This window comes from Pseudomonas sp. LBUM1668, assembly GCF_059695715.1.
In genome coordinates this window covers 1472229-1498506 of the sequence record NZ_CP166787.1, presented here as the reverse complement: position 1 = coordinate 1498506, position 26278 = coordinate 1472229, and the positions used below count along the sequence as shown (strand labels likewise).

At 58.2% G+C, this 26278-nt stretch carries 30 protein-coding genes and 1 tRNA gene; 12 read left to right on the top strand and 19 right to left on the bottom strand.

From position 1 onward, the window contains the following. The first annotated feature begins 18 nt into the window (after window positions 1-18). The 3 genes from ACA061_RS06715 to ACA061_RS06705 all read left to right on the top strand — a co-directional run bounded on the left by ACA061_RS06715 (window position 19) and on the right by ACA061_RS06705 (window position 1450). Window positions 19-390, top strand: a complete 372-nt coding sequence (locus ACA061_RS06715) for a YajD family HNH nuclease (RefSeq protein WP_007911336.1) — start codon at window positions 19-21, stop codon at window positions 388-390. A gap of 130 nt (window positions 391-520) precedes the next feature. Then, window positions 521-991 (top strand): RNA methyltransferase, encoded by a 471-nt coding sequence (locus ACA061_RS06710; protein WP_007911337.1) that lies wholly within the window; start codon window positions 521-523, stop codon window positions 989-991. Between the two features lie 81 nt (window positions 992-1072). After that, window positions 1073-1450, top strand: a complete 378-nt coding sequence (locus ACA061_RS06705) for a YgaP family membrane protein (RefSeq protein ID WP_150617671.1) — start codon at window positions 1073-1075, stop codon at window positions 1448-1450. Between the two features lie 164 nt (window positions 1451-1614). Here the strand turns inward: ACA061_RS06705 and ACA061_RS06700 are convergent, their stop codons facing one another. Continuing rightward, entirely contained in the window at window positions 1615-2064 is a 450-nt protein-coding gene (locus tag ACA061_RS06700) for a YcgN family cysteine cluster protein (protein WP_150617670.1), read from the bottom strand. Window positions 2065-2342: 278 nt separating this feature from the next. On the opposite strand from ACA061_RS06700, the gene ACA061_RS06695 reads away from it, so the two are divergent. Next, window positions 2343-2936 (top strand): nitroreductase family protein, encoded by a 594-nt coding sequence (locus ACA061_RS06695; protein WP_497300904.1) that lies wholly within the window; start codon window positions 2343-2345, stop codon window positions 2934-2936. Between the two features lie 88 nt (window positions 2937-3024). On the opposite strand, the gene ACA061_RS06690 is transcribed toward ACA061_RS06695, so the two are convergent. The 4 genes from ACA061_RS06690 to ACA061_RS06675 form a co-directional block, all read right to left on the bottom strand. Further along, window positions 3025-3957, bottom strand: a complete 933-nt coding sequence (locus ACA061_RS06690) for a D-2-hydroxyacid dehydrogenase (RefSeq protein WP_150603030.1) — start codon at window positions 3955-3957, stop codon at window positions 3025-3027. Between the two features lie 104 nt (window positions 3958-4061). Then, window positions 4062-4355, bottom strand: a complete 294-nt coding sequence (locus tag ACA061_RS06685; RefSeq protein ID WP_042558092.1) for a YcgL domain-containing protein — start codon at window positions 4353-4355, stop codon at window positions 4062-4064. Next, window positions 4352-5485 (bottom strand): ribonuclease D, encoded by a 1134-nt coding sequence (gene rnd, locus ACA061_RS06680; RefSeq protein ID WP_150603031.1) that lies wholly within the window; start codon window positions 5483-5485, stop codon window positions 4352-4354. The genes ACA061_RS06685 and rnd overlap by 4 nt, the downstream gene beginning before the upstream one ends. A gap of 129 nt (window positions 5486-5614) precedes the next feature. After that, window positions 5615-7264: a phosphoethanolamine transferase gene (locus ACA061_RS06675; protein ID WP_210700899.1), complete on the bottom strand. Its 1650-nt coding sequence runs from the start codon at window positions 7262-7264 to the stop codon at window positions 5615-5617. Between the two features lie 381 nt (window positions 7265-7645). On the opposite strand from ACA061_RS06675, the gene ACA061_RS06670 reads away from it, so the two are divergent. Together ACA061_RS06670 and ACA061_RS06665 are read left to right on the top strand one after the other, a co-directional pair. Beyond that, complete coding sequence (locus ACA061_RS06670; protein ID WP_497300901.1) at window positions 7646-8830, top strand: cyanate transporter; 1185 nt, start codon at window positions 7646-7648, stop codon at window positions 8828-8830. A gap of 184 nt (window positions 8831-9014) precedes the next feature. After that, entirely contained in the window at window positions 9015-9950 is a 936-nt protein-coding gene (locus tag ACA061_RS06665; protein WP_497300899.1) for a LysR family transcriptional regulator, read from the top strand. On the opposite strand, the gene ACA061_RS06660 is transcribed toward ACA061_RS06665, so the two are convergent. Continuing rightward, window positions 9951-10316, bottom strand: coding sequence for a 5-carboxymethyl-2-hydroxymuconate Delta-isomerase (locus ACA061_RS06660; protein ID WP_150603035.1), 366 nt, complete (start codon window positions 10314-10316; stop codon window positions 9951-9953). Window positions 10317-10515: 199 nt separating this feature from the next. After that, entirely contained in the window at window positions 10516-11436 is a 921-nt protein-coding gene (locus ACA061_RS06655) for a LysR substrate-binding domain-containing protein (RefSeq protein ID WP_150603036.1), read from the bottom strand. 350 nt (window positions 11437-11786) lie between these two features. Between ACA061_RS06655 and ACA061_RS06650 the strand changes: the two genes are divergently transcribed. Both ACA061_RS06650 and ACA061_RS06645 read left to right on the top strand, forming a co-directional pair. Then, window positions 11787-11978 carry a YegP family protein gene (locus ACA061_RS06650; RefSeq protein WP_150617663.1) on the top strand — a complete coding sequence of 64 codons (192 nt, stop codon included), beginning with the start codon at window positions 11787-11789 and terminating at the stop codon, window positions 11976-11978. Window positions 11979-12129: 151 nt separating this feature from the next. After that, window positions 12130-12336: a hypothetical protein gene (locus ACA061_RS06645; protein WP_150617662.1), complete on the top strand. Its 207-nt coding sequence runs from the start codon at window positions 12130-12132 to the stop codon at window positions 12334-12336. A 180-nt stretch (window positions 12337-12516) separates the two neighbouring features. Here ACA061_RS06645 and ACA061_RS06640 read toward each other — a convergent pair. From ACA061_RS06640 to dapA, 5 genes are all read right to left on the bottom strand, one after another. Beyond that, a tRNA-Ser gene (locus ACA061_RS06640) sits at window positions 12517-12606 on the bottom strand. 83 nt (window positions 12607-12689) lie between these two features. Continuing rightward, window positions 12690-13403 (bottom strand): phosphoribosylaminoimidazolesuccinocarboxamide synthase, encoded by a 714-nt coding sequence (gene purC, locus ACA061_RS06635; RefSeq protein WP_042558078.1) that lies wholly within the window; start codon window positions 13401-13403, stop codon window positions 12690-12692. A gap of 28 nt (window positions 13404-13431) precedes the next feature. Continuing rightward, window positions 13432-14193 carry an MBL fold metallo-hydrolase gene (locus tag ACA061_RS06630; protein WP_042558077.1) on the bottom strand — a complete coding sequence of 254 codons (762 nt, stop codon included), beginning with the start codon at window positions 14191-14193 and terminating at the stop codon, window positions 13432-13434. Between the two features lie 4 nt (window positions 14194-14197). Next, window positions 14198-15313, bottom strand: a complete 1116-nt coding sequence (gene bamC / locus ACA061_RS06625; RefSeq protein ID WP_047300077.1) for an NlpB/DapX family lipoprotein — start codon at window positions 15311-15313, stop codon at window positions 14198-14200. Window positions 15314-15330: 17 nt separating this feature from the next. Beyond that, window positions 15331-16209, bottom strand: coding sequence for a 4-hydroxy-tetrahydrodipicolinate synthase (dapA, locus tag ACA061_RS06620; RefSeq protein ID WP_042558075.1), 879 nt, complete (start codon window positions 16207-16209; stop codon window positions 15331-15333). A 337-nt stretch (window positions 16210-16546) separates the two neighbouring features. On the opposite strand from dapA, the gene ACA061_RS06615 reads away from it, so the two are divergent. Next, window positions 16547-17107, top strand: a complete 561-nt coding sequence (locus tag ACA061_RS06615) for a glycine cleavage system transcriptional repressor (RefSeq protein ID WP_150603039.1) — start codon at window positions 16547-16549, stop codon at window positions 17105-17107. Window positions 17108-17117: 10 nt separating this feature from the next. Beyond that, window positions 17118-17591: a peroxiredoxin gene (locus tag ACA061_RS06610; protein ID WP_210700939.1), complete on the top strand. Its 474-nt coding sequence runs from the start codon at window positions 17118-17120 to the stop codon at window positions 17589-17591. A gap of 157 nt (window positions 17592-17748) precedes the next feature. On the opposite strand, the gene ACA061_RS06605 is transcribed toward ACA061_RS06610, so the two are convergent. Continuing rightward, on the bottom strand, window positions 17749-17988 hold the full coding sequence (locus ACA061_RS06605; protein ID WP_150603040.1) for a sulfurtransferase TusA family protein: 240 nt from the start codon (window positions 17986-17988) through the stop codon (window positions 17749-17751). Between the two features lie 99 nt (window positions 17989-18087). On the opposite strand from ACA061_RS06605, the gene ACA061_RS06600 reads away from it, so the two are divergent. After that, a complete protein-coding gene (locus ACA061_RS06600) occupies window positions 18088-19521 on the top strand; it encodes a M48 family metalloprotease (protein ID WP_497300894.1) in 1434 nt (477 codons plus the stop codon). Between the two features lie 81 nt (window positions 19522-19602). Here the strand turns inward: ACA061_RS06600 and ACA061_RS06595 are convergent, their stop codons facing one another. The 4 genes from ACA061_RS06595 to rpoE all read right to left on the bottom strand — a co-directional run bounded on the left by ACA061_RS06595 (window position 19603) and on the right by rpoE (window position 23414). Continuing rightward, complete coding sequence (locus ACA061_RS06595) at window positions 19603-21033, bottom strand: DegQ family serine endoprotease (RefSeq protein WP_042558069.1); 1431 nt, start codon at window positions 21031-21033, stop codon at window positions 19603-19605. A gap of 207 nt (window positions 21034-21240) precedes the next feature. Continuing rightward, entirely contained in the window at window positions 21241-22206 is a 966-nt protein-coding gene (locus tag ACA061_RS06590) for a MucB/RseB C-terminal domain-containing protein (protein ID WP_497300892.1), read from the bottom strand. 8 nt (window positions 22207-22214) lie between these two features. Beyond that, on the bottom strand, window positions 22215-22802 hold the full coding sequence (locus ACA061_RS06585) for a sigma-E factor negative regulatory protein (protein WP_150603043.1): 588 nt from the start codon (window positions 22800-22802) through the stop codon (window positions 22215-22217). A 30-nt stretch (window positions 22803-22832) separates the two neighbouring features. Then, a complete protein-coding gene (gene rpoE / locus ACA061_RS06580) occupies window positions 22833-23414 on the bottom strand; it encodes an RNA polymerase sigma factor RpoE/AlgU (RefSeq protein ID WP_003172477.1) in 582 nt (193 codons plus the stop codon). Window positions 23415-23973: 559 nt separating this feature from the next. Here rpoE and nadB point away from each other — a divergent pair. Further along, on the top strand, window positions 23974-25590 hold the full coding sequence (nadB, locus tag ACA061_RS06575) for an L-aspartate oxidase (protein ID WP_042558066.1): 1617 nt from the start codon (window positions 23974-23976) through the stop codon (window positions 25588-25590). Here nadB and ACA061_RS06570 read toward each other — a convergent pair. Beyond that, a complete protein-coding gene (locus ACA061_RS06570; RefSeq protein WP_210553761.1) occupies window positions 25559-26011 on the bottom strand; it encodes a protein YgfX in 453 nt (150 codons plus the stop codon). The genes nadB and ACA061_RS06570 overlap by 32 nt on opposite strands. Continuing rightward, the gene (locus tag ACA061_RS06565) at window positions 25995-26249 is read right to left on the bottom strand and encodes an FAD assembly factor SdhE (RefSeq protein WP_042558064.1); all 255 of its coding nucleotides are present in this window, start codon (window positions 26247-26249) and stop codon (window positions 25995-25997) included. Before ACA061_RS06565 ends, ACA061_RS06570 begins: the two co-directional genes overlap by 17 nt. Between the last annotated feature and the right edge of the window lie 29 nt (window positions 26250-26278).

Genomic DNA, 26278 nt, shown 5'->3' with positions numbered 1-26278 from the left:
TTCTACAAAGGTGAACCCATGAGTTCGTCCACCCCCACCAACACGTCGAAGCTCGATCGCATCCTCGCCGACAACCAGCGCGACAAGGAAATGGGCTACCGCGACAAGGCCCTGAAGATGTACCCGCACGTGTGTGGCCGCTGCACCCGTGAGTTTTCCGGCAAGCGCCTGAGCGAACTGACCGTGCACCACCGCGACCACAACCACGACAACAACCCGCAGGACGGCTCGAACTGGGAGTTGCTGTGCTTGTATTGCCACGACAACGAGCACTCGCGTTATACCGACCAGCAATACTTCAGCGAGGGCTCGCTGAGCACGCCGAAAATCGCCAAGGCGACGCATAACCCGTTTGCCGCGCTGGCCGGGTTGATGAAGAAAGAAGATTAAAGCAAAAGATCGCAGCCTTCGGCAGCTCCTACAGGGTGTACGCCATCCAACTGTAGGAGCTGCCGAAGGCTGCGATCTTTAGATCTTATCCCCGTATAATCGCCCTCTTTTTCCCGAAGGCTCCCCGCTCGTGGCAGACAAACGTTACAGCTGCATTGGTTTGTACAACCCCAAATCACCTGAGAACGTCGGTTCGGTGATGCGCGCCGCAGGCTGTTACGGCGTGGCGTCGGTGTTCTATACCGGCAAGCGCTATGAACGCGCCGCCGATTTCGTCACCGACACCAAACGCGTGCATTACGACATCCCGCTGATCGGCATCGATGATCTGAAAAAGATCCTCCCGCTCAACTGCGTGCCGGTTGCCGTTGAACTGGTCGAAGGCGCCCGCCCGCTGCCGGAATACACTCACCCGGATCGCGCGCTGTATATCTTCGGCCCCGAAGACGGCTCGCTGGACAAAGAGATTCGCGACTGGTGCGAAGACGTCGTGTACATCCCGACCACCGGCTGTATGAACCTCGCCGCAACAGTCAACGTTGTGCTCTACGACCGCATGGCCAAGGGCCTGAACACCCGCTCCGGGCCAAAATTCCGCTGAAGCGTCGCACATCCGATGGAACAAGCTGACCGCTCCGGCAGTCAGCTTGTTTAACCATTATTCATTGCCTGGAGAAAGATCATGACCGAGCTCAAACGCGTCGAGCGTATCGAATCCACCCCGTTTCAGTCCTCGTCCGACCAGAATGTTCAGGGCTGGGAGCGCATTGGCTCACTGGCCGGCGGCGTAGTGATGGTCGGCAAGGGCTTGCGCCGTGGCGGTGTGTTCGGGTTGATTCAGGTGGCGATTGGCGGTGTGGCCATGGCCCGCGGCATTACCGGGCACAGTTCGGTGAAAAGTCTGTTCGAGAAAAGCCGTCAGGACATGAACAACGTGCGGGCCAAGATCGAGCGCGCCGGTGAAGAGCTGAGCAAGCTGAAGGCCAATGCCGAGGCCGCGACCAGCACTGCAACTGTTACTGGTAATGATTCGGTGAAATCGCCGAAAGCCGGGGTTTGATCCAGAGTCGTTGATGAGGCTCACGGCCTCATCGCTGGCAAGCCAGCTCCCACAGGGTTTTGGAGTGTTCACAGGATCTGTGGCATTCAGATAAACCTGTGGGAGCTGGCTTGCCAGCGATGGCGTTATGACTGGAGCAACGCGTTATTGAAAACGCTTGCCCGTTAGCCCGCGCGGAAAATCAGATGATCTTCCCAGTCATCCTCCGCCACGCTGCCTTCGGCGAGCATGCGTCCGGACTGGGAAATCCTTTCGTGGTGCACCGCATCTCGGTCGCCGCACACCAGGTGATGCCATAACGGCAGATCCTTGCCTTCGCTGACCAGTCGATAACCGCAGGTCGGCGGCAGCCATTTGAACTCTTCAGCCTGGCCGGGAGTTAGCTGGATGCAGTCCGGGACAAACTTGATGCGGTTCGGATAATCGCTGCACTGGCAGGTTTTCAGGTCCAGCAGTTTGCAGGCGATGCGCGTGTAATAAACGCTGTTGTCTTCCTCATCCTCAAGTTTTTGCAGGCAGCACAGACCACAGCCGTCGCACAGCGATTCCCACTCCTCCGGATCCAGTTGATCGAGGGTTTTGCGTATCCAGAACGGTTCGACTTTGGCGGCCATGGCTCAAGCATCAACATCAGGTGGTGAAAAGGCGCCAGTCTAGTGCCCAAGGCCCTGCGGGCCAAGCGCTGGCGACTGCCGGTTGCACTGCACTTGTCAGTTTTTGTGGCAGCGCGTAGCTTTGCCAGTCGCAGGAGCCTTGCCCGGGAGCCATTAATGCTCGACCGCGTTGCATCCCGGTGAACTGCCATGGCTCGGGAAACCCCATCGTTCAGCGCAACTGATCCCGCCGGGTTTTCATTCGAATTTCTTACTCAAACGTCGCAAGGAATCTCTTGATGAGTGCCAACACTCGCGTTGCCGATTACGCCATTCACCCACAGTTCACCGATCGCTGGTCGCCTCGCGCCTTCACCGGCGAAGCGATCCCGAAAGAAACCCTGCTGAGTTTCTTCGAAGCCGCGCGCTGGGCGCCTTCGGCTTACAACTCGCAGCCGTGGCGCTTTCTCTATGCGCGCCGCGACACGCCGAACTGGGAACGTTATCTGGGCCTGCTGAATGAGTTCAACCGTAGCTGGGCGCAGCACGCTTCGGCACTGGTGATCGTGATTTCGAAGAGCACCTTCACCGCTCCGGGCGCCACTGAAGAAACTCCGGCGCTGTGGCACACCTTCGACACGGGTTCGGCGTGGGGCCATCTGGCGCTGCAAGCGAGCATCAGCGGCTGGCACACCCACGGCATGGCTGGCTTCGATCAGGAACTGACCCGCAAGGAGCTGAACATTCCTGAAGGTTACGCGCTGCACGCGGCGGTTGCCGTTGGCAAACTGGGTGACAAGGCAACCCTCGCGGATTACCTGCAAGCGCGCGAAGAGCCGAGCCCGCGTCGCCCGCTGAGTGAAATGGCGGCTGAAGGCGATTTCACCCTCTAAAAGCAAAAGATCGCAGCCTGCGGCAGCTCCTACAGTGCACATATTCCCCTGTAGGAGCTGCCGCAGGCTGCGATCTTTTGATGTCAACTCAGTAGCCGCGGGTGAAATCCACTTCACCACGCAACGCTTCACCTGCCTGATACGCCTTCAAATTGTCGACGAACAACTGCACCATCAACGCCGGCGAAGTCGGTGCCGAGCTGTGGCCGGTGAGCAGCAAGCCCCACGCTGTCCAGAACGGGTGACGTTGCGGCAGTGGCTCCTGACGGCAGACGTCGATCACCGCGCCCGCCAGATGACCTTCCTTCAGGGCCTCCACCAGATCCGCATCGACCACTGCCACGCCACGCCCGACATTGATGAACAACCCGGTCGGCTTGAATTGCTTGAACAGCGCCGCGTCGTAGATATCGTGGGTGTGTTCGGTATTGGGCAGCAGGTTGACCACGTAATCCACTTCGCCCACCAGTCGCGGCAGATCCGCCATTGAGCCGACCTCGACAAACGGCGCCTGCTCGCGGGCACTACTGGCGATGCCGTACAGCTCAACGCCGAACGGCAGCAGAAACTGCGCCACGCTCTGGCCGATGTCGCCGGTGCCGACGATCAGCACTTTGCGCCCGACCAGACTCTGACCGGTGCGGTTGTCCCATTTACGCTCGACCTGGCTGACCAGCCGTGCCAGCACTTCGCGTTCGTGGCCGAGCATGTAGGTCAGCACGTATTCAGCCATCACCTGGCCAAAAATCCCCACCGCGCGGGTCAAGCGATAATCCCGGCAGAGGCCGTCGGCGAGCAGCGGTGTGATGCCGGCCCAGGTCGATTGCAGCCATTGCGGTTGATGCCCTTGGCGCAACAAGGTCGCGAGCAAATCCGGCTGTCCCAGCCACACCGGGCAGTCGGCAGCCAGTTGAGCCAGTTCAGCGGAGTCGCCACTGGTCAGCACTTCGAGCTCCGGCGCTGCCTGTTGCAGCAGCCGGGCGTATATCGCGTGGTCGTGTTCAGCAATCAGAACGCGCATCTTCAAACCTTTCGCAAATCGTGCAGATGGCCACCACATTCATCGCGGCCATCGCGTTAAAAACAGTTCCAGGGTTAACGAGGCCCAGGACAGGGCCTCGCCGATCACATTGGGTCGTTGCGGCGCAACAACTCTTCGGGCAAGTGCTCGATGTACTCGTCCTCGGCGGGTGGCATTTGCAGGTGATAGCCCTGCTTGTCGAGGTTTTCCAGCACCACGACGATGTCTTCGCTAGCCAGTTTGCGCTCGGGCGACAGCACCAGATTGAACGAGTGTTTCGGCTTGCCGAACGCCAGCATCAGGGCTTCCGGCACACGCTCAAGCTCATCGCTCTTGAGCACATAAAGGTACATGCCGCTGCGTTTCGAGCTTTGGTAAATGGAGCAAATACGTTTCAAGGCTGTTCTCCGGCGGTGGCCAGGCTGTCGAGCAGCTTCTGGCCCATGAGTTCGCGGCGCCAGCCACGCAGCGACTCAGGCAATTGGTAAGGACCCTCGGGGTAGCCGCTTTTGACCAGGGCTTCGAGGGTTTTCTTGCGCAGCATCAGTTCCGGGGCGATATCCAGGCGCTCAGCTTCGGCCTGACCGAGGGCGCGCAGTTGCTTGATCAGCGCAGCCGCTTCGATCGGCAACGGCTCCGGAACAGCCGGAGGCCACTGATCAGGGCCCACACTGCCAGAGCGCTTGATCAGATCAAGCAGAAATTCGCCGTCCTGACGCACGGTACGCGGGTGCATGTCTTCGATCTTGCCCAGCGCACCAAGGGAATCCGGTTGCGTGCGGGCCAGCGGCCATAGCGAATGCTCACGCACGATACGGTTGCGCGGCAGGTCGCGGGCACGGGCCTCGCGTTCGCGCCAGGCGCACAGTTCGCGCAGCACGGCCAACTGCGCACGGGACAGTTTCCACGCCAGTTTGGCGTCACGGTAAACCTCGTACGGATCGGTTTCGCGACGCAGGTTGGCGACCAGTTCGGCGCCGTCCTCCAGTACCCAGGCGAACTTGTCGTCAGACAGTTTCGGGCGCAACTGTACGAAAACCTCCGCCAGATGCACGGCATCTTCGGCGGCGTAGCTGATTTGCGTGTCGGACAACGGACGCTGCAACCAGTCGGAGCGAGTCTCGCCCTTCGGCAGTTCGATACCGAGCACTGACTGCACGAGCCGCGAATAACCCATCGAGAACCCGAGATTCAGATAAGCGGCGGCCAATTGCGTGTCGAACATCGGCGCTGGCAGGCTGCCTGTCAGGCGTAACAGGACTTCGAGGTCTTCACTGCAGGCGTGCAGGACTTTGAGCACCGCCGGGTTTTCCAGCAGTGCGGCCAGTGGTTGCCAGGCATTGATGCTCAGCGGGTCAATCAGGTAGGCGCGTTTGCCGTCGCCAACCTGTAACAGGCCGGCAATCGGGTAGAAGGTGTCGACCCGCATGAATTCGGTGTCGATGGCCACGAAAGGCAGCTGCTGCCACTCGGCGCAAAATTGCGCGAGGCTTTCGTTGTCGCGAATCCAGTGAATATCGATGGCCACACGGCTCTCCCTTGAAGAATGGCGCGCAGTATATATCGCCACTGGCGTTTTCCGCGCCTCAACTGGACAAGAGCTTGATGAAATCTCCCGCCTGAAGGAAGAATAGTCTTACAGGGTGAGTCTGCTGGCTCACTCTTTGGCCAACACCCCGTCGATCACCGCGCCACGGCAGCCCGCGAACATGTCCAGATCCTGCTGATACACCGAGCTGTGCACTTCCAGCAGGCCCAGCATCGAATGAAACAGATTGTCCTGGCTCAATGGCTTGTCGCGACTCATTTGCAGGCAATGCGTATCGACCGAGTAGGACTTCTGATAGCTGTCGGAGAACCACGCCAGCATGGCGACATGTTTCTGCTGCTCCGGCGCCAGCATGTAAGGCGTGCCGTGAAGGAACAGGTTGTACTCGCCCAGCGACTCACCGTGATCAGACAGATACAGCATGGCGGTATCGACCTTGTCCTGATTGCTGCGCAACACATCTATCAGACTCGACAGCACATGGTCGGTGTACACCAGCGTGTTGTCGTAACCGTTGACGATACTTTCGCGACTGCAATTGTTCAGCGCATTACTTTCACAGACCGGGGTGAAGTGCTCGTACTCCTTCGGGTAACGCTTGAAGTACTCCGGGCCGTGGCTGCCCATCTGGTGCAATACCAGCACGGTGTCCTTGTCCAGATGATCGATAAAACCTTGCAGGCCTTGCAGGAGAATCTCGTCGCGGCACTCGCTGTTGGCGCACAGCGTCGGGTCTTTCAAGTTGCTGACGTCTTGCACAGTGACGCGATTACAGGTGTCTTTGCAGCCCGACTGATTATCGCGCCAGATCACGTCGATCCCGGCGCGCTTGAGTACGTCCAGCAAACCTTCTTCATTCTTCGCCTTACTGGCGTCGTAGTTCTTGCGGCCCATGTTGGAGAACATGCACGGCACTGAGACTGCCGTTTCCGTGCCGCAGGAATGCACATCGGTAAACGCAATCAGCCCTGCTTCCTTGTCGAGTGTTGGCGTGGTGTCGCGGTCGTACCCCAGAATGCCAAAGTTCTCCGCCCGCGCACTTTCACCCACTACCAATACGGTCAAGGATTTGCGCGGATGATTCTGCAAGGCAACATCGCGCTGGGCGTCCTCGCCGATCTTGACGAATGGCTGCTGCGCAGAAGCGACTTGTTCACGCAGATAGCCGGCCGCCGCGCCGATGTAGTTGCTCGGCACCAGCATCAGGCGCAATTCGTGGTGATTGCGAAACAAGGATGACAAACCCTGGTAGTTGGCCAGCGCCACCCCACCGATGACCGCCACTGAGGCGAAACTCACAATAACCTTGCTGAACAACTCGCGGTGCCAACGGCGGTAGTCGACCGGAACTTTCCACAACAACCAGGACGGCAGAACACCCAAAAAGACTATGTAAGCGAGCAACTTGAAAGAGAGCAAGTCGCGAACTTCGGTGACATTGGTTTCAGCGAAGTTACGTAACATTCCTGCATCGATCAACACACCATATTGGCTCATGAAATATGCCACGCCGGCGCTGATCAGGAACATCAACGTCAGTACGGGTTTCAATACTCGGCGAAACGCCAGGAAGGTCAGCACAATGTTGAAGGCCGCGAAGATCATCACCCCGAAAGCAACGCGCATGGCAATGCCCTTGCCATCCGCCGAGGTAATCGCGAACAGGTGCTGCCAAAGCACAAAGTTGAATCCAGCTAAAAAAAACGCACTGGCACACAACGTCACCCATTCCGGGCGCACGGCTTTTAACTTCAACATGGTTAGGGATATTCCTGAAGAGAAGTGCCATCGCCAATTGTGAAAAGTTCATTGACTCAGACAGCACAAACTTTAAGCAGGCAACCATCAATTTTTTGTGAAAAAGAAGCCAACGAATAGTTGGTTGATGGCTATACGCCAAAACTTGCGAAGTATTTGCGAATGATTCAGGTCTGGTTCAGCGAATCGCAGGATCTTCCTGTAGGAGCTGCCGAAGGCTGCGATCTTTTGATCTTTTTTTGCAAAAGATCGCAGCCTTCGGCAGCTCCTACAGGGGATCGCGGGGTTATTGGATTTTTAGGTGGGGTCGTGGATTTTCTGGTTTGCCCCAGTCAGGTGAGTGCGCGCCTAATCGTCAGCCTTCGGTTTTAAGGTCTGAAAATGGAAAACGTCCGCATCACCGCGCGCCCCGCAACCTGGCTGATGCTCGGCATCGTCTTGGTCGGCCTTAACCTGCGCCCATCGATGGCGGCAATCGGACCATTGTTATCTGCGATACGTGGCGATATTGCGTTGAGTTTCAGCGTCGCCTCGCTGCTGACGATGCTCCCTGTCATGGCCATGGGATTGGCGATGTTTTTCGCAATGGGCATCAGCCAGCGCCTCGGCGAGCAACGCACGGTACTGATGTCGCTGGTCATCATTGGCCTGGCGACCGTGGCACGCCTGTTTGTTGATTCGGCCGCCGAGCTGATTGTCAGTGCCGTGCTCGCCGGGTTCGGAATCGCACTGATTCAGGCCTTGATGCCAGCGTTCATCAAATCGCGTTTTCCCGACAACGTAGCGCTGTGCATGGGCCTGTATGTGACCTCGATCATGGGCGGCGCGGCCATCGCCGCCTCGTTTGCACCACTGGTCATGTCACGCACGGGCAGTTGGCGCGTCGGTCTGGCGATATGGGCAGGGCTGGCATTGCTGGCATTGTTGTTCTGGTGGGCACAGCGCGCGAATACGCCTCGGGCCCCGGCGCCAGTTGTAAGAAAACAATCCTTCGTCACACATTCCCGCGCCTGGTTACTCGCGATCTTCTTCGGCCTGGGGACAGCGTCCTACACGTGCGTTCTCGCCTGGCTCGCGCCGTACTACGTCGAAAAAGGCTGGAGCGAACAAAACGCCGGGCTGTTGTTAGGTTTTCTGACCGCCATGGAGGTGATTTCCGGTCTGGTAGTGCCCGCCATCGCCAATCGCAGCCGTGATCGTCGTGTGGTGCTGACGGTGCTTCTCGGGCTGATCATCGGCGGCTTCTATGGACTGATCCTCAGCCCGCAATACCTCAGCCTGTTGTGGCCGTGCCTGCTGGGGCTGGGGATTGGCGGTGTGTTTCCGATGAGTCTGATCGTCTCGCTCGACCATCTCGACAACCCGCAGCGCGCCGGAGGTCTGACCGCCTTCGTCCAGGGAATCGGCTATCTGATTGCCGGGCTCTCGCCACTGCTGGCCGGGATGATCCGCGATCATCTGGGCAGCTTCGAATGGGCGTGGTGGTCACTGACCGCAGTGATGGTGGTCATGCTTGTCATGGTGCGGCGTTTCGATCCCCGGCATTACGCACGACAGTTTCATTGATCGGCTAGAGGCTTCTGGCCATGTTTCAGCGGTTTGATTGATGACGTCGTGTTGCTAAAACTTTCTGTCCCACAACTGTCCGTGAAATGTCCTACAAGGCTTTGTCCTGGCACCATCGTTCCGTTAGGATCGTTCGCACACGTTTGCGCGTATTCAGCGCAAGGAGCACAGCGAGACAGTACGGATGCTGAACAGTAACTTGCTTCGAAAACTCGACATGCAGGATCTCATGGTGTTTGTCGCCGTGTACGAGCAGAGCAGCGTCACCGATGTTTCGGAAACGCTGTTTGTCAGTCAGTCCACCGTCAGTTATTGCCTGAAAAAACTGCGCACCAGTTTCGAAGACGAGCTATTCATCAACACTCGCACGGGCATGCGCCCCACCTACAAGGCCTGCAGCATGTACGGCCATGTGCAGAAGATTCTTGAAAGTATCAACCTGTGCCACGCCGGCGCCCCGGTGTTCAACCCGACCCAGCAAGCGGTCACGTTCAACATCTGCGCCCCGGAATACTTCGAGCAATTGATTCTGCCGCGCCTGTTGAAACGTTTCGACTTCGATGACTTGCCGGTAATGGTCAACATGCACAAGTTCGAAACTGACGTCCCGGCCGACGAATTGCGCGACGGCAGCCTCGATCTGGTGATCAGTTTCGGCCCCAACTTTCACCGCCACCACACTGACCTGAAATCGCGAATGCTGCTGGAGGATGACCTGGTCTGCGTCTTCGACAAACGCGCCACGCCACTGGAGCCGCGCCTGAGCCTGCAAGCGTTCACCGAGCGGCGGCATGTGTTCCCGACACCCTGGATGTCCACCACCAATATGGTCGACGGCTGGCTGGCGCGGCAGGCACAAAAACGCCAGATCGTCGCGCGTTCGAACAGTTACAGCGCCGCATTGAAGATGATCACCGGCACCGACTTCATCCTCACCCTGCCCCGGCGCATCCAGCGTTTACTCACCAACGACGCGGTGTTTAATCACTGTGAGGCGCCCAATGGCCTGCCGGGATTCACCCTCGATATGCAATGGAGCCAAAACGCCGATCAGGACAGCGCCAACGTGTGGCTACGCGAGCAAGTGATCAAGGTGTGCAGCGAGCTGGAAGCAGGCTAACTAAACACCGATGGCGGTTTTACTGTAGGACTCGCGGTCGATATCCAACAGCTCCACACACAACTGCACCTCGACGCCGGCCGGCCATTCGCAAAGTTCCTGCAACACCGCCAGCAGACTTTGCGACAGCTGCTTCTTGGTCTCGGCCGAACGACCGCTGAGCAGCGCCAGCTTCACATGCACAAACGCCCGCTCGCCCATGGCCGTGCCGACCTTGAAGGTTTCAACCTTTACCGCACGGCTCTTGATATCGAACTCCGCGGCGAACTGACCGGAACCCACCAACGTGTTGTTTAGCCGGATCAACGCGAGGTCGGCGTTCAACTGCGGCAGGTTGGCGGTGTATTCCATGTGCAGGTGTGGCATGGGGATGCTCCAGTCAGTGGGGTGAAAGTTCGTACATATAACACAGACGGCTTAATGCAAATCCTTGTAGGAGCTGCGGCACGCTGCGATCTTTTGATTCTGCTTTTCAAATATCAAGATCAAAAGATCGCAGCGTGCCGCAGCTCCTACAGGGGTACCGCGCAGTGACCGCGCGATAACGAAGGGCAGAGATTTTTTGTCACGCCGGGGTCAGGGGGCGCTCACTCATGAACGCTTCAAGCCGCGAGCGCAACCAGCGCTCGGCCGGGTCGCTGTCGACGTGGCTGAGCCAGACCATCGACAGGTCCAGTGTCGGCGTCTTGAACGGGAACGGTTCCTTGAACAGCAACCCGGAGGTCGCCATGGCTGCGGCGGTGTAATCCGGCAGGCTGGCGATCAGGTCAGTACCGGCCAACAGCGCCGGCAACGCGCTGTATTGCGGCACCGACAGCACCACCTGACGGGTACGGCCAAGTTCTGCCAGCCACTCATCGGCGAAGCCGCTGACGTTGGCCGTGTGGGACACCAGCACATGCGGGCGCGCGCAGTACTCATCGAGGGTCAGCGGTGTATCGGAGGCGTCGGCACGCAGGATGCTCGGCTGAATGTGCCGCAGCAGTTTGCGTTTGGCATTGGCCGGCAGGCCACGGGTCTGGCTGATGCCAACGGTGATGTCGCCGGCAGCGAGCAAATCGGGAATCCGCCAGTAATCGACGTGCTGCACAACGAACACCACGTTCGGCGCTTCCTGACGCAGCGCGCGCAACAGCGGCGGCAGCAGACCGAACTCGACGTCATCAGACAGGCCGATGCGGAAGGTCATGGTGCTCACCGCCGGATCGAAATCGCGGGTCAGGCTCAGCGCCACTGACAGCGAATCCAGCGCAGGCTTGAGGTGGCGAAAGATGTCTTCGGCGCGGGCCGTCGGCTCCATACGGTGGCCAACGCGAATAAACAACGGATCGTTGAGCATCGTGCGCAAGCGATTGAGCGCCGAGCTGATGGTCGGCTGGCCGAGAAACAGCTTCTCCGCCGCGCGGGTCACGTTGCGTTCGAGCATCAAGGTTTCGAACACCACCATCAGGTTGATGTCGGCCTTGCGTAGTTCATTGCGGTTCATCCATTGCCCCCTGCTCCCCAAACTGGCAGGCAGTGTAGAAAGGCCTGGGGGGCGGCGTCCATCGCCATGATGCGTCGGTCCACCGGCAGGCGATTCAAACCCGGCCAGATGACCAACTCAAGATCGAGCAACTGACGAAAAAACCTCATGGGTGCGCGGAAAAGTCTGTGGAAAAAAGACGCCATACAGCCGATCAACCGAACACACCAGACGCTCTGGCTCAAGCCCTTCAGAAACATCCGTGAACGATTGGAAACAAATGTCCGATGGCCAAAAAAACCGCCTGCGCTAGGCTTGCGTCGATGCGCCACACAGGCTGTCGCACGTATTAATCGCATGGAGCGAACTGAATGTATTTCGAGATTTACAGGCAATCCAGAGGCACCCCCACTACAGGCAAAGGCCAATGGCGCTGGAGGCTGCGCGCAGGCAATCACGAGACCATCGCCAGCGGCGAGTCGTATGTGAACAAGGCGGATTGTTTACACGTGATCGAGTTGATCAAGGGTGCGCAGGGGGATACACCGGTCAAGGAAATTTAACCGCGAGAGTCACCGCGCGACACCGTCCTACAGCCCTTTCCTTTTTTGCTTGAACGACTGGCGGGCCTCCTTTCCTCTCCTACGCTCTGCGGCGGATGGGGCAATTTGGTCCTGTTTCACCTGATCACTCAAATTCAAAAGGAGCTACACAATGGCTAGAGATAAAGCAAAAGACGACAAGCACTTCAACTGCACCCAACCGCATGAAACCGACTACGTCGCCGGCCTGTACCCACACGCCCAGGAGGAAGTCAGAAACCTCCTCGCCTCGGCGTGTAAGGACAAGTCGCTGCATAACTCGACGCATAAGGAAGTTTATGAGCTGATCGAATTGAAGCTGGGGCACTCGCAGCCGTGAGTGGACCGCCAAAGGGTCTGATGTAGACCCTGCTGAAATGCAAAGCCCCACAGGTTCGTCCTGAGGGGCTTTTTCTGCGTTTGATAAAACGGCGTCGGCAGATGCAGGAGCAGGTCTTGATGGCCTGTACCAAAAACGAAAAAGCCCCGTAGATTTTCATCTACGGGGCTTTTCTATGTATGGCGGAGAGATAGGGATTCGAACCCTAGGTACCGGTGAAGGTACAACGGATTTCGAATCCGTCCCATTCGGCCACTCTGGCATCTCTCCAACGGCGCGCATCATAACAACACTTTTACCGAAAGCAAACCCTCTTTCGAAAAAATCTGCGTGCTATCAGATGCTTGCGTCGATTAAAGCGGTACGCCCAGACGATTGGCGACTTCTTCGTAGGCTTCGATAACGTCACCGAGGCCTTGGCGGAAGCGGTCTTTGTCCATCTTCTTCTTGGTGTCCTTGTCCCACAGACGGCAGCCGTCCGGGCTGAACTCGTCGCCCAGGACGATGGAGCCGTCGCTGAATACGCCGAATTCAAGCTTGAAGTCGACCAGCAGCAGGCCGGCGTCGTCGAACAGTTTGCTCAGGACTTCGTTGACCTTGAGCGACAGTTCTTTCATGCGAACCAGTTGCTCGGCGGTGCCCCAGCCGAATGCCACAACGTGGGATTCGTTGATGAACGGGTCGCCCTTGGCGTCGTCCTTCAAGAACAGTTCGAAGGTGTACGGATTGAGCTTGATGCCCTCCTCCACACCCAAGCGCTTGACCAGGCTGCCCGCAGCGTAGTTACGCACGACGCATTCGACCGGGATCATGTCCAGCTTCTTCACCAGGCACTCGTTGTCGCCCAGCAGTTTGTCGAATTGGGTCGGAATGCCGGCCGCTTCGAGCTTCTGCATGATGAAGGCGTTGAACTTGTTGTTCACCATGCCTTTGCGGTCGAGCTGTTCGATACGCTTGCCGTCGAACGCCGAAGTGTCGTTGCGAAACAGCAGGATCAAGCGGTCAGCGTCGTCGGTCTTGTAAACCGATTTGGCTTTGCCGCGGTAGAGTTCTTCACGTTTTTCCATGATGGGCTCCGCTTGCTAAGTAGGTGGGCTAGGCGATGTGGCGCCAGTCGAGCCCTGAATCTTGATCGGCCAGTTGCAGCCAGTCCGGGTCGCACCCAAGGGTGTCGACAAAACATTGTCGGGCCAGCTGCGGCAAGTTGTTCTTGCTGCTCAGATGAGCCAGGACCAGATGTTGCAGCCCCTGCCAACCCAGCTCCGACACCAGGAATGCCGCCTGATGGTTGTTCAAATGTCCCAGCTCGCCGCCCACCCGCTGCTTGAGAAAGTACGGATAGTGACCACGGGCCAGCATGTCACGGCAATGGTTGGATTCGATCATCAACGCATCGAGATCCCGATAACCCTCCAGCACCCGCTCGCAGTAGGAACCCAGGTCGGTCAGCAGGCCGAAGCGCCGCTGCTCGATGTCACTGAATACATACTGGGTCGGTTCCTGCGCATCATGGGCCACGGCAATGACCCCGATGTTCAGTGCACCGATCTGCAGTTGCTCGCCGCCGGCCAGAAAGCCTGCGGGTTCAATCGGTTTGCGCATCCCGCGCAGTGTGCCGCGACTGAGGTAGACCGGCAGATTGTAACGCCGAGACAGTAAACCCACGCCATGCACGTGGTCGGCATGTTCGTGGGTTACGAGTATCGCGCTCAGTTGCGCCGGGTTTACACCCAGGCGCAACAGGCGTTTTTCGGTTTCCCGCAGGGAAAAACCACAATCCACCAGCACATACGTATCAGCACTGGCGATCAGCGTGCCGTTCCCTTGGCTACCGCTGCCGAGAACGGCAAAACGCATGTGATCAGCCCAGGTTGTCCTGAATGACGCTCAACACTTTGCGCGCCACATCGGCAGGCGCAACGGTGTTGATGTTTTTCTCGACGGTGACCTGAATGTTCTCGCCAACCTTGCTCAGGCGAACCTGATAACGCTCGGCACGGGCTTCAACTTCTTCCTTGCTCGGCGCGCTGCCGAACAGGCTGCTGAAGAAACCAGGCTTGTCGTCTTTCTTCTCGGCTTTTTCGGCCAGGTTGATGTAGTACAGGCCCAGGCTGCGGTTGATGTCTTCAACGCGCCATTCGCCTTGCTCCAGTGCGCGACCAACGCTCGACCAGGCACGGTCAAGGTCGGTACCGACGTTCAACACCGGGTTACCGCTGCCGTCTTCGTTGAGACTGACGCGGCTCGGGGTATCGAAATCACGGGACGCCAACATCGACACCGAACCGCCCTTCTCGGAGATACGGCTCATGCTCGCGAGCATGTCGTCGACCAGAGCGGCGTCCAGACCCGTGTTGACCGAACGGTTGGTGAAGGCCACGTCGGCGCTGCTGCCGGCAGGACGCTCGGCGCTGACCACGTAGATTTCACTGGTGTTACGCTGCACGCCGGGCTCGATCCGCACACGAACGCGGGTTTCGCTGTCGGTGCTGACGCCGGCTGCGCTCAGGCGCTTGGCCATTGCTGCCGACAGCTCGTCGGAATGCTGCCAGGTAGTGGTGAATTCGCCGGTTTGTGGACGCTGTTCATCCAGACGGAAACCGTTGTCCTGGAAGAACTGCACAGCCACTGGCCAGACTTCGGCCGGTGGATGCTGGGCCACGACCCAACGGGTATCGCCACTCTTCTGCAGCGAGTAGTCGCTGGCATCGGCAACGGCCGACAACGGCTGAGGACGCGGAACCACGTACTCGCCCTTGGCGGTGTCGTCAGCGACGTTGCGCGGGATCGGCAACAGCGGATCCAGACGCTTGGATGTGCTGACATCCGCTGGCAGTTGCATCGGTGCAGTCTGTTGCGCTTGCAGGTAATCGCTACCACGGTCGCGGAAATAACCTTCCGGCCCCCAGACCCATCCGCAGCCACTGGTGCTGGAGATAATCAAGGCAAGTGCGGAAAGTCCGGCCATTCGCTTCATGCGTTGTACTTCCTCAATTAAACCAGGACGCTGCACTGGCGCAGGGCCGAGCGAAGCGTTTCATGACAAGGAGTGCTCAGCCAGGTGAGTGGCAGGCGGATGCCTTCGTGCATCAGGCCCATTTCAACCAAAGCCCATTTCACCGGAATCGGGTTGGCTTCGATGAACAGGTCTTTGTGCAGCGGCATCAGTTTTTCGTTGATGGCCCGTGCGGTCTCGGCGTCGCCCTTGAGCGCGGCCTCGCACAGATCAGCCATTTCGCGCGGAGCGACGTTGGCAGTAACCGAGATATTGCCCTTGCCGCCCAGCAGGATCAGTTCGACGGCGGTCGGGTCATCGCCGGACAGCACGATGAAGTCCTTGCTCACGCCATCGATGATCGCTTTGGCACGAACCAGGTCGCCGGTGGCTTCCTTGATGCCGATGATGTTCGGCACGGTGGACAGGCGAATCACGGTCTCGGCCTGCATGTCGCAAGACGTGCGGCCAGGAACGTTGTAGAGAATCTGTGGAATGTCGACCGATTCGGCGATGTGTTTGAAATGCTGATACAAGCCTTCCTGAGTCGGCTTGTTGTAGTACGGAACGACCAGCAGGCAGGCATCGGCACCGGCTTCTTTGGCGTTGCGGGTCAGCTCGACGGCTTCGCGAGTCGAGTTGGCGCCAGTGCCGGCGATGACCGGAATACGGCCTGCAACCTGTTTGACCACGGCTTTGATGACGGCGATGTGTTCTTCTACATCAAGGGTTGCCGACTCGCCGGTAGTACCGACCGCGACAATGGCATGGGTGCCGTTCTTGAGGTGGAAGTCCACGAGTTTGCTGAGGCTGTCCCAGTCAAGACGCCCTTGTGCATCCATGGGAGTGACCAGTGCCACCATACTGCCCGCAATCATGAAACCGCTCCTGCCGGAAAAAGAGAGCGGTAATGGTACTGGCGCCAAGATGCTTGCACAAGCAAAGTACTGCGCTGCCGCCATTCCCCTTGGCGCCGCTTTTCGCTACCCTTCAGACTTTGATCGGTACTGATCAGCTTGTACGCCGGGTTTCAGCCTCCCTTTTCGGCCTCCCAGGCCCCGTTCCAGCGTCGCATCGACGCGCTCCCGTTGAGTGGAGCGAGCCGCGAGCGCTTGCCGGGGCTTTCTGAACGGACAGCCTTAATGGGCACACGGGCACTCTGCGGCGATCAACGCCCGTAAACCTACCGACCGCTCATCGCTTTAGGAATGCTGCATGTCCACCCCCACAGTTCGCGAACAATTCCTTGTCATCAGTGCCCTCGGCGCCAACCCCATGGAGCTGACTAACGTCCTGTGCCGCGCCAGCCATGAAAATCGCTGCGCCGTGGTTACATCCCGTCTGACCCGCCATGGCGAGTGCAGCGCACTGATTCTCGAAGTCTCTGGCAGCTGGGACGCCCTCGCGCGCCTGGAAGGCAGCCTGTCAGGTCTTGCCAAGAAGCACGCCTTTACCGTCAACGTGGTGCGCAGCGCACCACTGGAGAACCGTCCGCAGGCGCTGCCATACGTGGCTTACGTCAGCTCGGCGTATCGTCCGGACATCATCAATGAGCTGTGCCAGTTCTTCATGGATCACAACGTCGAACTGGAAAACCTGACGTGCGACACGTATCAGGCACCACAGACCGGCGGCACCATGCTCAACGCCACCTTCACCGTGACCCTGCCGGCCGGCACCCAGATCAGTTGGCTGCGTGATCAGTTCCTGGATTTCTCTGACGCGATGAACCTGGATGCGCTGATCGAACCTTGGCGTCCACAGAACCCAATGTAAGGAAGTTTTCATGGCTGTTGTCATCGACCAACCGGTTGCAGATTTCGAAGCACCTGCCACCAGTGGGCAAACCGTCAGCCTTTCTGCCCTGAAGGGCAAGCAAGTGGTGATCTACTTCTATCCGAAGGACAGCACCCCGGGCTGCACCACCGAGGGCCAGGGCTTTCGTGACCAGTACGCGGCGTTCAAGGCTGCCAACACGGAAATCTTCGGCATCTCCCGCGATAGCCTGAAGTCCCACGAGAACTTCAAGGGCAAGCAGGAATTTCCGTTCGAGCTGATCAGCGACAAGGACGAGGCCGTCTGCCAGTTGTTCGACGTGATCAAGCTCAAGAAGCTTTACGGCAAGGAATACCTGGGCGTTGATCGCAGCACTTTCCTGATTGATAAGGACGGCGTGCTGCGCCAGGAATGGCGGGGCGTGAAAGTGCCGGGGCATGTTGATGCTGTTTTGGCTGCTGCTGAAGCGCTGAATAAAGCCTGAAGATCAAAAGATCGCAGCCTGCGGCAGCTCCTACATTTTCGATGTTAGATCGCATATTTTGCGGCGACACCGAAAACTGTAGGATCTGCCGCAGGCTGCGATCTTTTGCTTTAAAGCACCGGCGCCACCACCCGCTCCTTGCGCGACGCTGTTGCCTTCAGGCTTTTTTCAACCAGTAACGGTAGACGCCTGCTTCGTCTTCTTCGCGCAGCAGCGTATGCCCGGCCAACTTGGCAAAGGTGCGAAAGTCGCGCTGGGAGCCCGCATCGGTGGCGATCACCTTTAGCACCGCGCCGCTTGCAAGCTTGTTGAGTTCCATTTTTGCCTTGAGCAACGGCAACGGACAGTTCAGGCCGCTGGCGTCCAGCTCTGCGTCATGGGCTACAGCGTCAGTCATTGCGTCACTCCGGATCAGGTCAGTCGAGCAGCCTAGAATATCTGGTCGCAAGCCCGGTGTCCGGCTACAGTAAGGTCTTTGTCTTCTAAGGCTTTGTGCATGACTTTTCTGCGCCCTACCCTGCTGACGCTCGCTTGCCTGCTCGCCTCACCAGGCTTTGCCGACGATCTGCCGTCACTCGGCGACGCCAGTTCTGCCATTGTCTCGCCACAACAGGAATACCAGCTCGGTCGCGCCTGGCTGGCCATGTTGCGCAGCCAGGTTTCACAGCTCAATGATCCGCAACTCAAAGACTACGTCGAATCCAGCGTTTACAAGCTGGTGGAGACCAGCCAGGTCAGCGACCGACGCCTGGAGTTCATCCTGATCAACAGCCCGCAGCTCAACGCCTTCGCGGCACCGGGTGGCGTGGTCGGGGTCAACGGTGGCTTGTTCCTCAACGCACAGACCGAGGGCGAATACGCTTCGGTGCTGGCTCACGAATTGGCTCACTTGTCGCAACGCCACTTTGCGCGCGGCGTCGAAGCTTCGCAACGCATGCAAGTACCGATGATGGCGGCGCTGCTAGCCGGTATTGTGATTGCAGCGGCCGGTGGCGGTGACGCCGGGATCGCGACCATTGCCGGTACTCAGGCAGCGGCGCTTCAGGAGCAGCGGCGGTTCTCCCGCCAGAACGAGCAGGAGGCCGACCGTATCGGCATCCTCAACCTGGAAAAGGCCGGATACGACCCACGCTCAATGCCAACCATGTTCGAGCGCTTGATGCGTCAATATCGCTTCGATGCCAAACCACCGGAATTCCTGCTGACTCACCCGGTGACCGAATCGCGTATCGCCGACACCCGCAACCGCGCCGAACAGGCCAGGCCCGGCGGCATCGAAGATACCAAGCGTTATCAGTTGATCCGCGCCCGCGTGCAGTTGATCTACGAAGAGACACCAGGACTGGGCGCCAAGCGTTTCCGTGCGCAACTGGACGAGAACCCTCAAAACGACGTGGCCCGCTATGGTCTGGCCATCGCGCAGATCAAGGGCGGTCAGTTGAACGAGGCGCGGGAGAACCTCAAACAGTTGCTGACCAAAGCGCCGAACGAGATCATCTACAACCTCGCTCAGGTCGATCTGGACATCACCAACAATCGCCTGTCCGATGCCCAGTCGCGTGTCGACCGAATGCTCACGCAATACCCCGGCAACTATCCACTGAATCAGGTTCGCGTCGATCTTCTGCTCAAGCAGAACCGCGCGGCCGATGCCGAAAAAGCGCTGGAGGGATTGCTCAAGACTCGCCCGGATGATCCGGATGTCTGGTATCAGGTTGCCGAAACCCGTGGCTTGTCTGGCAACATCATTGGCCTGCACCAGGCGCGCGCCGAATACTTTGCCTTGGTCGGCGATTACCGTCAGGCGATCCAGCAACTGGATTTCGCCAAGCGCAAGGCTGGCAGCAACTTCCCGCTGTCCTCGCGGATCGATGCCCGCCAGCGCGAACTGATGGAGCAGGAGCGCATGGTCAAGGACATGATGGGCTGACGCTTCGTCGCGATGAAAAAGCTTCAGGCATAAAAAAACCGCCTCTTTCGAGGCGGTTTTTTATTTACCGCTCAATCCGGATTATTCAGCCAGTTTGAAGGTGATGAAGCTCGCACGGCCTTGACGCAGAACGCGCATCGACACCGAACGGTTCTTCGGCAGCGCCTTGGCGATCTCGGCGAACTCCTTGCTGGAGCCGATGGCCTGGTTGTTCAGGTGAGTGATGACATCACCTGGTTGCAGACCGATCAGGGCAGCAGGACCGTCCTGAACTTCCTTGATCACCACACCACCTTTGAGGTCGTAGGTTTTCTTCTGTTCAGCAGTCAGCTCGGCCACGGCAACGCCGAGGCGGTTGCTGCTGGTTTCAGCACCAGACTTCGGCAGCGCATCCAGCTCTTTTTCTTCATCCGGGATCGCGCCTACCGTCAGCTCGACGTTTTTGCGCTTGCCTTCACGAATCACTTCCAGATTGGCTTTGGCGCCAGACTTCAGTGCGCCAACCAGATGCGGCAAATCGGCAGACATGACGATCGGTTGACCGTTCATGCTCAGGATCACGTCGCCCACTTGCAGACCGCCCTTGGCAGCCGGACCGTCATCCTGAATCTGTGCAACCAGCGCACCGGCCGGTTTATCCAGACCGAACGATTCGGCCAGATCCTTGTTCACTTCCTGGATGACCACACCCAGCCAGCCGCGGCTGACCTTGCCACCGCTCTTCAGTTGATTGGAAACGTCCATCGCCACATCGATAGGGATCGCGAACGACACACCCATGAAGCCGCCGGAACGGGTGTAGATCTGCGAGTTGATCCCGACCACTTCACCGTTCAGGTTGAACAGCGGGCCACCGGAGTTGCCCGGGTTGATCGGCACGTCGGTCTGAATGAACGGCACGTAGTTTTCGTTCGGCAGGCTGCGGCCAACGGCGCTGACGATGCCTTGAGTAACGGTGTGGTCAAAGCCGAATGGCGAACCGATTGCCACCACCCACTGGCCAGCTTTCAAATCCTGAGACTTGCCGAGTTTGAGTACCGGCAGATCCTTCCCTTCGATTTTCAGCAGGGCCACGTCGGAACGCGGATCGGTGCCGACCAGTTTGGCTTTCATTTCGCTGCGATCAGCCAGACGGACGAGAATTTCATCGGCATCGGCAATCACGTGGTTATTGGTCAGGATGTAGCCATCCGGAGAAATGATGAATCCCGAACCCAGCGACTGCGCTTCACGCTGACGATCGCCACGCGGCGAACGCTGCTGAGGTGGCATGCCGCGTTCGAAGAACTCGCGCAGCATTGGCGGCAAGCCTTCAAGATCAGGCATCTGCTGGTTAACTTTGCGATCCGGCAGTTTCTGCGTGGTACTGATGTTCACCACGGCCGGCGAAGCCTGTTCGACCAGTTGGGTGAAATCAGGCAGATCGGCCGCTTGCGCAGCAGGGATCGCCTGACCGAGCAACAGCACGGTGGCGAAAATGGACAGATAAGACTTCAAGCTAGGTATCGACATACAGCTCCCGTTACGACGAGCAGGGTTAAGCGATATGGAGCAAGGAACACCGGAAACCACAGTCCGGCATTTTTGTTCCGGGAACAACAAACAAGGCCAGAGCCGTGAGGCTCTGACCTATAAAAAACTTTTGGGGTATTTGCAAATGAAAATGCTCAGCAAACATTTCCAGGTCTCGACGACGAAGTGGAAATGAATGGAATCAGCTCACTGCTTGCTGGTTGCAGAGACATCTTGATTACGCATCGACAGCGCGATTCGTTCGGCGGTGCCCATCGGAATCTCTCCGACAACCGTCACCATTATCTCGCCTTCGGGTGTAGTCAGGCGTCGGGAAACCGCGACAGTCGGACCTAACTGGGTCCGGGTGTCGGTAACAGTCGCGCCGTTCAAAGGCTCGAGAAAAACCGAAAAACGCGCCAGACCATCGTCATACATCAGGCTGCTAACCTGAGTCTTGGTTTGCGGATCTTTATGGGACGTGCTGCTGGTCAGTTCGAAACCCGGCGGTAGCCAGTCCGAATGCCACATCTGAGCGGTCTTGGCGGCAGAGGCCTTGTCACTGTCAAGGTTAATAACCTTGCAGTCGGCGTGTGCCAGCAAGTCTTTATCCGTCGGGACATCGTCAGTATCAAGGCTGGTGAACTGGAAACGTTCGAGCAATTGCCCCTTGTCGTTCAACAGCAACGACTTCAGCGGCAAACCGGTCTGCTTGTCCAGGTGCAACTCAAAACCGTAACGGTGCTGGTCACGAGGCGTCAGCGATACAATCACTGCGTCTCGGCCAGCCACGCGCGACTTGCCAACGACGGCAAGCTCATACCAGTTTTTCAGCTTTTTGGGATCGAGAGGACGAGCGGCAGTGTTCGGAGTATCTCCCAGCCCTGCAATCAGGGTGCCGCTGACGCATTGAGTATGTCCATCAATGCGCACGACTTCCTGTGCCGAACCGTCGAGCTGAAGCAAACGCTCGCGGACCTGACCATTCTGGACACGATGCCAGATGTTATGGGTAGAAAAACTACCGTTACGCTCGTAAACGAAAGTACCGTGAAAGCTTCGCTGCTGCTCGGCCTGGCCCAGACGGGTCAACCAGTCCTGGGCCTCGTCAGCGTGGGCTGGAACAACAAACCAGCCACTGAGCAGAAGCGAAAGTAGAGGTATGGCGCGCATGATCCTCCTTATTGGTTTTCCAGGCTTGCTGCACGTGCATAAGGCAACGCGCTTTCAGTACCTTTGAGCGCAGCTTGTTGAGCATGCTGGCGCAGGTAGCCTGGCAAACGCTGATCATGCCAGCCCGGTTGACCTTGCAAAACGCCGTTGGCCATAGGACCAGTGGCTTCGGAACTCTCACTGTAGCCTGCCAGCACAGCCGGGCCTTTGACCTGTGGAGTGGCCAGGGTTGGCTGATTGGATTGCTGAGCCAGTTCAACACCGGCGATTTCGTCCTGGTTGTACAGGCGAACACCGGCCAGAACGGCAACAGTCACCGAGGCTGCAACGGCCAGACGGCCAAGGTTGCGCCATGGGCTGCGAGATACTTTGGCCGGAGCCGTTTCGTCTTCCAGCGCAGCAGACACTGCCGCAGCGATATCCAGACGTGGCAGCAGCAGATCCTTGTGCATGGCTGCCCGAGCGATCTGGTAACGAGCCCAGGTTTCACGGGTTTCGACATCGTCCAGTGCATTGATCACTCGACGCAATTCCAGTTCGTCCGCTTCGTTATCCATCACTGCGGACAGCGATTCCTGCAGGGCTTCACGACTCATGGCGTTCCTCTCTTGGCTGTCGCCGCTGTCTCAGTTTTCCTGCAACAACGGCTGCAGGGCTTTATCGATGGCTTCCCGAGCGCGGAAAATCCGGGAGCGCACGGTACCCACCGGACACTGCATGACGCTCGCAATGTCCTCGTAACTCAGACCATCGAATTCACGTAAAGTTAAAGCCGTACGCAAATCCTCTGGAAGTTGCTGAATGGTTCGATGGACGGTGCCTTCGATCTCATCCCGCAATAGTGCTCGTTCTGGTGACTCGAGATCCTTGAGGCCATGATCGCCGTCGTAGAACTCCGCATCCTCAGAACTTACATCGCTATCCGGCGGCCGGCGGCCACGGGAAACGAGGTAATTCTTTGCCGTGTTGATGGCAATACGATACAGCCACGTATAAAACGCACTGTCACCGCGAAAGTTTCCAAGTGCTCGATACGCCTTGATAAAGGCTTCCTGAGCTACGTCCTGGGCTTCATGGGTGTCGTGCACAAAACGCACGATCAACCCGAGAATTTTGTGCTGATATTTCAGCACCAGCAGATCGAAAGCTCGCTTGTCGCCACGTTGAACGCGCTCGACCAGCTGCTGATCCTCTTCCTGGGTTAGCATGAACACTCCTCGATAGGCCCGAAGGAGACTTGCATAACTAAACGACCAGACTTGCAAACATAGACTCGGGCTTTTCGCAAAAGTTCTCCCCCTCCAAGCAAGTTTCCTGCGGGCTCTGATTTGGCACGCACGAAAAACGCAGCGCGGGATAAACCGGCTGCGCGAATAATCTTGTCATCGGTTTCGCCGGCAGGAACCCCGGATCGCAGATTCCTCACTGAAACCGACACTGTCCCTATTTCTGGCACCGTCTATTGATCTTGGACTTTTGGCAAAAGTTCCAATTATTTATAGCCGCACCCGCCCGACATTGGGCGACTCTGGACGGAAAAAGACTGTTTCAACGCCGATACAGTCGTCTTTTCCCAAAACCGCAGGAAAAAACTTCCGACGAAGCACCCGGATTTTTCCGTCACAGTAGTTTCACAATGCCATCTGAGCCCGGCTATTGTGCCGCCCCACCCCTCTATATACTAGTGGGCTGTGTGGCTGACTTGACTCGCCGATCCAGGTGTCATGCGCCACCCCCGATCCGGGTCGCTTTGAGCGGAATGCTGAAATGAGCCAACAGTTCCAACACGATGTTCTGGTCATTGGCAGCGGTGCTGCCGGTTTGAGTCTTGCGCTGACCCTGCCAGGTCATTTGCGCATTGCCGTATTGAGCAAGGGTGATCTCGCCAATGGCTCGACTTTCTGGGCCCAGGGCGGAGTCGCTGCCGTGCTGGACGACACCGATACTGTCGAATCCCACGTCGATGACACCCTGAATGCTGGCGGTGGCCTGTGTCATGAGGACGCCGTACGCTTCACCGTCGAGCACAGCCGCGAAGCCATCCAGTGGCTGATCGACCAAGGCGTGCCGTTCACCCGCGACGAACAGTCCGGCACTGAGGACGGCGGTTTCGAATTCCATCTGACCCGCGAGGGCGGCCACAGTCACCGGCGCATCATCCATGCAGCCGATGCTACCGGCGCTGCGATCTTCAAAACCTTGCTGGCCCAAGCCAAAGAGCGCTCGAACATCGAACTGCTGGAGCAGCGGGTAGCGGTCGATCTGATTACCGAACGACGTTTGGGCATGGACGGCGATCGCTGCCTCGGCGCCTATGTGCTCAACCGCGCGACCGGTGAAGTCGACACCTACGGTGCGCGCTTCGTGATTCTGGCCTCAGGTGGCGCGGCCAAGGTTTACCTCTATACCAGCAATCCCGACGGCGCCTGCGGTGATGGCATCGCTATGGCCTGGCGCTCGGGCTGCCGGGTGGCGAACCTGGAATTCAATCAGTTTCACCCTACCTGCCTGTATCACCCGCAGGCCAAGAGCTTCCTGATCACTGAAGCCCTGCGTGGTGAAGGCGCGCATTTGAAGCTGCCGAACGGCGAACGCTTCATGTATCGCTTCGACAAGCGCGCCGAACTGGCACCGCGTGACATCGTCGCCCGGGCCATCGACCATGAAATGAAGCGTCTGGGCGTCGACTGCGTCTATCTCGACATCAGCCACAAACCCGAAGCGTTCATCAAGACTCACTTCCCGACTGTTTATGAGCGCTGCCTGGGTTTTGGCATCGACATCACCAAACAACCGATTCCAGTCGTACCCGCGGCGCACTACACCTGCGGCGGCGTAATGGTCGATCAGCATGGCCGCACCGATGTGCCGGGTTTGTACGCCATCGGCGAAACCAGCTTCACCGGCCTGCACGGTGCCAACCGCATGGCCAGCAACTCGTTGCTGGAATGTTTCGTCTACGCCCGGTCGGCGGCGGCAGATATTCTGGCGCAACTGGATGACGTCACAGCGCCAAGCACCCTACCCGTCTGGGATGCCAGCCAGGTGACCGACTCTGATGAAGACGTAATCATCGCGCACAACTGGGATGAACTGCGGCGATTCATGTGGGACTACGTTGGCATCGTGCGGACCAACAAGCGCCTGCAACGGGCTCAACATCGGGTGCGTCTGCTGCTGGACGAGATCGACGAGTTCTACAGCAACTATAAAGTCAGTCGCGATTTGATCGAGCTGCGAAATCTCGCGCAAGTGGCGGAACTGATGATCAGCTCCGCCATGGAACGCAAGGAAAGTCGCGGCCTGCATTACACCCTCGACTACCCGGACCTGCTGCCCGAAGCGCTCGACACTATTCTGGTGCCGCCCACCTACGTCGGCTGAACTTGAGCCGCACTCGCAGGCGTCGATGCAAATCCGTCGCCTGCGAGTCCCGTGGCACGCAGATCGATCTGACGCGCCACTCACCGCGCAAACGAAAACGCAGCACCACGATCAGCGGCAGTGCAAGGCTGTCCGGCCGCAACTGCACCGCTTGCCAGCCATCCGCCTGATTCCACAATTGCCAGCCGTCGCCGTCTCGACGCAATCCGCGCATTGCCTTGGGATGACTGAGCAGAATCTGCCGCGGCAACACCCAAAACCCGTGAAGCAGGCAACCGAAAGCCCCGAGCAAGCTCGCCCACAAGGGAATTGAAAGCACAAACAAGGCACCCAGAGCGAATGCCTGGGCCAACAGATACGCCGCCAGCAACTGCCGTGAGGCATGCCAGCGGCATTCGAACGTATTACTTGGGCTGAACACGATCCAGGATCATGCGAACCATGCGTTGCAGCTCCGGATCTTCGGACTCGTTGCGCTCCATGAACCAGCCGAACATGTCCTGATCTTCGCAAGTCAACAGACGGACATACAGATCGCGATCAACTTGATTCAGGTTTGCGTAAACCTCCTGCACAAATGGCACCAGCAACACGTCAAGCTCAAGCATGCCGCGACGGCTGTGCCAAAAGAGGCGATTCAGTTCAACTTGTTCGACCATGGGGCCCTCCTCAAATTTGGCGGCAAGTA